This window comes from Paenibacillus sp. (genome assembly GCF_035645235.1).
In the GTDB taxonomy this organism is placed as follows: domain Bacteria; phylum Bacillota; class Bacilli; order Paenibacillales; family YIM-B00363; genus Paenibacillus_AE.
The window spans coordinates 1-4,369 of record NZ_DASQMZ010000144.1 but is presented as its reverse complement, the minus strand read 5'-3'; the positions used below and the strand labels follow the sequence as shown (position 1 = coordinate 4,369).

Below are 4,369 nucleotides of genomic sequence, written 5' to 3'. Positions count from 1 at the left end.
GCGACGTGTGCGACGGGTCCGGCGCCAAGCCGGGCACGAAGCCGGAGACGTGCGCCGTCTGCCGCGGCAGCGGCCAACAGGAAGTCGTGCAAAATACGCCGTTCGGCCGCATCGTCAACCGGCGCGCCTGCGGCAATTGCAACGGCACGGGCAAGATCATTAAAGATCGCTGCAACAACTGCTGGGGCGCGGGGAAGGTTAAGAAGCAGCGCAAAATTCATGTACGCATCCCGGCGGGCGTGGACGACGGCGCGCAGCTGCGCGTCTCCGGCGAAGGCGAAGCGGGGACGCGCGGCGGCCCTCCGGGCGACTTGTATATTTCGATTCGCGTGAAGCCGCACGAATTTTTCGAACGCGAAGGCGAAGATATTTACTGCGAGGTGCCGCTGACGTTCGCGCAGGCCGCGCTCGGCGACGAGATCGAAGTGCCGACGCTGACCGAACGGGTGAAGCTGAAAATTCCGCCCGGCACGCAGACGGACACGTATTTCCGCCTGAAGGGCAAGGGCGTGCCGCGCCTTCGCGGCCACGGGCAAGGCGATCAGCATGTCAAAGTCGTCGTCGTGACGCCGACGAATTTGTCGGAGGAGCAGAAGACGCTGCTTCGGGATTTCGCGGGGCTGTCCGGCGAACGTACGCACGAGAACAACGGATTTTTCGATCGGATGCGCAAAGCGTTCATGGGCGATTAGAGAGGGAGCTATGGCTTCCTCTCTTTTTTGTGCACATAACCGGTCCCCCGAAGGGGGATGCTACCCGGTGACGATAGCATTTTCGCGAGGAATGGAGGGTTGGCATGGCATCGATCGACGGAAGGGAACGACCGGGCGCCAGCGAGCGGACGGCCGCCGCGATGGCGAGCGACGACCGGGAGGCGACCGAAGCGAATTTGGCGATGGAGCGCGTATTTAACGGCAGAACGGACGCCGAGACGCCTGCCGAGGCGGTGGACGTGCCGGAGATGTTTCGCAACGAAAGCTAAATCGGGGCGCATTGATCGAAAACGGAGACGATGGGCATGCTAGCCGTATCTTACGTTTTGCGGGGTGAACGAACACGATGAAGGACGCGAATCAGCAACAAGCGCAGAAGAAGCTGCCGATCGGCATGAACGAGGACGTCGAATTTTCGCGCGAGCTCGCCGACGAGGACGACATGGAGGCCTTGGAGCGCATGGAGGCCGCCGACCGCCGGCAGCAGCAATAAGGAGCGATAGCGGGTATGGCGAAGCATATTCAAGCGTATTTTCGTACCGAAGACGACGCCGTCGCGGCGGTTACCGATCTGCAAGCGCTGGGCGCCATCGAAGTGACGTCGGATCGAACGGCGGAAGACGTCGGGCATTTCCCGGCGGAAATGGCGGCGGTCATCCCGGCGCTGCCGCTGCAGCAGGGCACCCTCGTCGGCAGCGCGTACAACGGCCAAATGAACAATGTGTTGCTTGGTGCCTTGGTCCTGAATCGGGACTTGCTCCCGGGCGACCCGGAACGGTCCGGCGACGAGGGGGAGCCGGTCGTGACGGCGGTCGTCGAGGACCATATGTACGAGAAGGCCGTCGAGATCGTCAAGCGGCGTGGCGGGCAAGTGGAATAGAAGGGTATAGAAGGGAAGAAGGATGATGGAGAAGAACATTCTTGCCTATTTCAAGTCGCCGGAGGAAGCGGAAGGCGCCGCGCAGAAGCTGTACGCCCTGCGCGCGATCGACGTCAGCATCGACCGCATTTCGCGGTATCCGGGGGACGGCACCAATGCGTCGGGAAATCCGGCGACGGGCGATTTCGGCTCTCTTGCGTCGCTCTCGCTCGGCGCGGACGTCACCGGTGACAGCCCGGGCATTCTGCTGTCGGCGGGCACGGACGCGAGCGGCATGAGCGACGGCGGGCAAGGCGGGCCGACCGGACGGGACGTACTGCTGACGGCCGTGGTGGACGAGGGCGTACATCGCCAAGCGATGAGCGTCATCGAGCAGGCCGGCGGACAACTCTAAGGCATGACGAAGAACCCCGAGCGGGCGACGCCGGGGTTTTTTTACGTAGGTGGGAAGTCATTACAAAATTTACAGCACGCAGGTGAAACTTTTCGAAACGGATCGCGTCTATTGATCAGCTAGAGACAAAGAGGGAGAGAATACTTATGGGGAAACGCTCGGCATTATTCGCACTTATCGTTACGCTCGTGTTCGGTCTGTTTGGAGGGACGGCTTCGGCGGTGCCTTCCGCGGCCATGAAAGTGTGGTTATACGTAGATCAAAAACAGGCGTTCGTGAACGGGGCCCCCTTCGAACTGACGTCCCCGGCAACGGTGTATAACGGCAAAATGTACGTTCCCGTTAAGTTCCTAGGGGATACGTTCGGGTTCCCGGTGCAGTTCGACATGGCGACGAATACGATTGCCCTCCAGGCAGGGAAAACCGACGTCCTCATCGATTTGACGACCCGTACGACGCTGATCGACGGGATGCCGGGGGCGTTCCAGCCGACGTTCGAAATTAGCCAAGACGGCAAGCTGATGGCGCAGCTCACCTGGATCATGGATCGGATCGGAGCGACGTATTCCTACGATGCGCAGCTCAGCCGCGTCGAAGTCGTGTATGCGCCATGGAGCGCAGAGCTGCCCGCCGCTCGGGAGGGGAAGCCCGTCGCGAAGTTTACGTTCGGCAAAACCAGCTATAAGATGGGCGAGAAAATACAATATATCGACCTAAGCTACGACGTCGAAGGAGACGGCATCGAATTCGCCGCGTGGAAGGGCAAACAGGACGCGTTCTTCGAACCGGGCGTGAAGACGGTGTCGCTTCAGGTGACGGATAGCAAAGGCAACGTCAGCGATTGGTACTCGAAAACCATTACGATCACGAACGAAACGATGTATTCGCCGGTACAGTTTCAGATGCAGCATGCCAAGCTGCAGTCGTTCATCAAGCTGGACGCGGCGCAGCTGAACCAGCATATCCGCAGCGCGCAGAAGCTCGGGATGGCCTCGACGCAGGTGCCCGGACGAAAATTGTTGGTGAGCGACAGTCCGGAGACGATCACCCAATACGGCGCGCTGTACCGCGATACCGTCGACGGGAAGGCCCGCTTGTATGCGAATCACATTAACGAGATGGACGAGGACGTGCAGTTCGCGATCATCGCGACGAATCAAGGCGACGATCCCGTGACGATCAAGACGACGCGCCAAGGCGAGGTGTATCCTTCCGTCTTCGTCCATCTGTTCGGTTACCAGGCGTCGGTGGACTTTCTCGTCGGCGACGCCAATAAACCGGAACTTACGGTAAAACCGGGCGAATCGAAGGCGTACGCGTACTTGCCGAAGCTGACGAAGGGGCAGGGCATTAATCTTATCTACGATATCGAGACGAGCGGGGACGTCGCGATCACGTTCGCCGCGATGCGGCCGGGCGATCCGATGGACGCGGCGCTGAGCTATCCGGAGCTGCCCTTCGCGGGCCATATTCGCGGTTCGTTCCCTTTCTCGGAAATTCGGATGGAAGCGGATGCCGACGGCACCAAGGTCGCCAAGCGGTTTACGGTCGGCGACAACGTCGACGATCCGTTCGTCCGCGGGTTCGACCCGTTCCGGAACGAATTCGTCTCGTTGGACGGGAATTACGGCATGATGTACAACATCCGGGTGAAAAACCCCGGCAAGTCCGCGATCGTGCTGCTCGCCCGCGGGGGAGCGTACAAAGGGCCGTTGAAAATCAACGGCGAGATGGTGCTCGCTCCCGCCTCCGGCGTCTTGACGGCGCTGGACGGCGTGTTCCTCCTGTATCGCACGACCGGGACGGAGGAGTACGTCGATATCGAATTTACGCCGGCTGCAGGGTCCTACCTGCCGTTGGACTTCATATTTTACCCTTTGAAATGATATAACCGTCTTGCTTCGGATGAGACCGTCCGCGCTTTCGCGCAGGCGGTCTTTTTTCGTTCATAGGCGGTTGGCGACGACTTCTGCAATGATGCTTGTGCGTGCGGGGCGTGCGCCTTTGCAACCTGTTTTCCTTTACTCAGTCCGCCCAATCGTCGAGGTTAAAGGCCTGGGGAAAACTACCATTTGCATTTCGTGTCGAAAGTGGGTATAGTATATTCTTGTCGCCGCGAAAACGGCACGAACGATCGACACGGGGCCGGCGCACGATGGGAAACATTGTCGCTTGTAATCGAACGATCGAATGTGGTAGGATGTAATTCCTGTCGCTTCACGGCAGGATGGAAAGTCAAGCTTGTTCCTTGAAAACCGAACATGAGCGAAATATGCTTTTAGCTAGCTTGTAATGAGCGCAGTTGAACTACCCTTTTTGGAGAGTTTGATCCTGGCTCAGGACGAACGCTGGCGGCGTGCCTAATACATGCAAGTCGAGCGG

At 59.4% G+C, this 4,369-nt stretch carries 6 protein-coding genes and 1 rRNA gene; all 7 read left to right on the top strand.

Features of this window, described 5'->3' with window-relative positions; genetic code table 11:
• On the top strand, positions 1 to 692 hold a 692-nt coding region (locus VEZ38_RS14370), incomplete at its 5' end, for a DnaJ C-terminal domain-containing protein (protein WP_324894553.1).
• Positions 693 to 796: 104 nt separating this feature from the next.
• Positions 797 to 982, top strand: a complete 186-nt coding sequence (locus VEZ38_RS14365) for a hypothetical protein (RefSeq protein WP_324894551.1) — start codon at positions 797 to 799, stop codon at positions 980 to 982.
• A 77-nt stretch (positions 983 to 1,059) separates the two neighbouring features.
• A complete protein-coding gene (locus VEZ38_RS14360; protein WP_324894549.1) occupies positions 1,060 to 1,206 on the top strand; it encodes a YfhD family protein in 147 nt (48 codons plus the stop codon).
• A 15-nt stretch (positions 1,207 to 1,221) separates the two neighbouring features.
• Positions 1,222 to 1,593 carry a hypothetical protein gene (locus tag VEZ38_RS14355; RefSeq protein WP_324894547.1) on the top strand — a complete coding sequence of 124 codons (372 nt, stop codon included), beginning with the start codon at positions 1,222 to 1,224 and terminating at the stop codon, positions 1,591 to 1,593.
• A gap of 22 nt (positions 1,594 to 1,615) precedes the next feature.
• Positions 1,616 to 1,987, top strand: a complete 372-nt coding sequence (locus tag VEZ38_RS14350) for a hypothetical protein (protein ID WP_324894545.1) — start codon at positions 1,616 to 1,618, stop codon at positions 1,985 to 1,987.
• A gap of 146 nt (positions 1,988 to 2,133) precedes the next feature.
• Positions 2,134 to 3,873 carry a stalk domain-containing protein gene (locus VEZ38_RS14345; RefSeq protein WP_324894543.1) on the top strand — a complete coding sequence of 580 codons (1,740 nt, stop codon included), beginning with the start codon at positions 2,134 to 2,136 and terminating at the stop codon, positions 3,871 to 3,873.
• Between the two features lie 427 nt (positions 3,874 to 4,300).
• Positions 4,301 to 4,369, top strand: a 16S ribosomal RNA gene (locus VEZ38_RS14340); the annotation flags it as partial.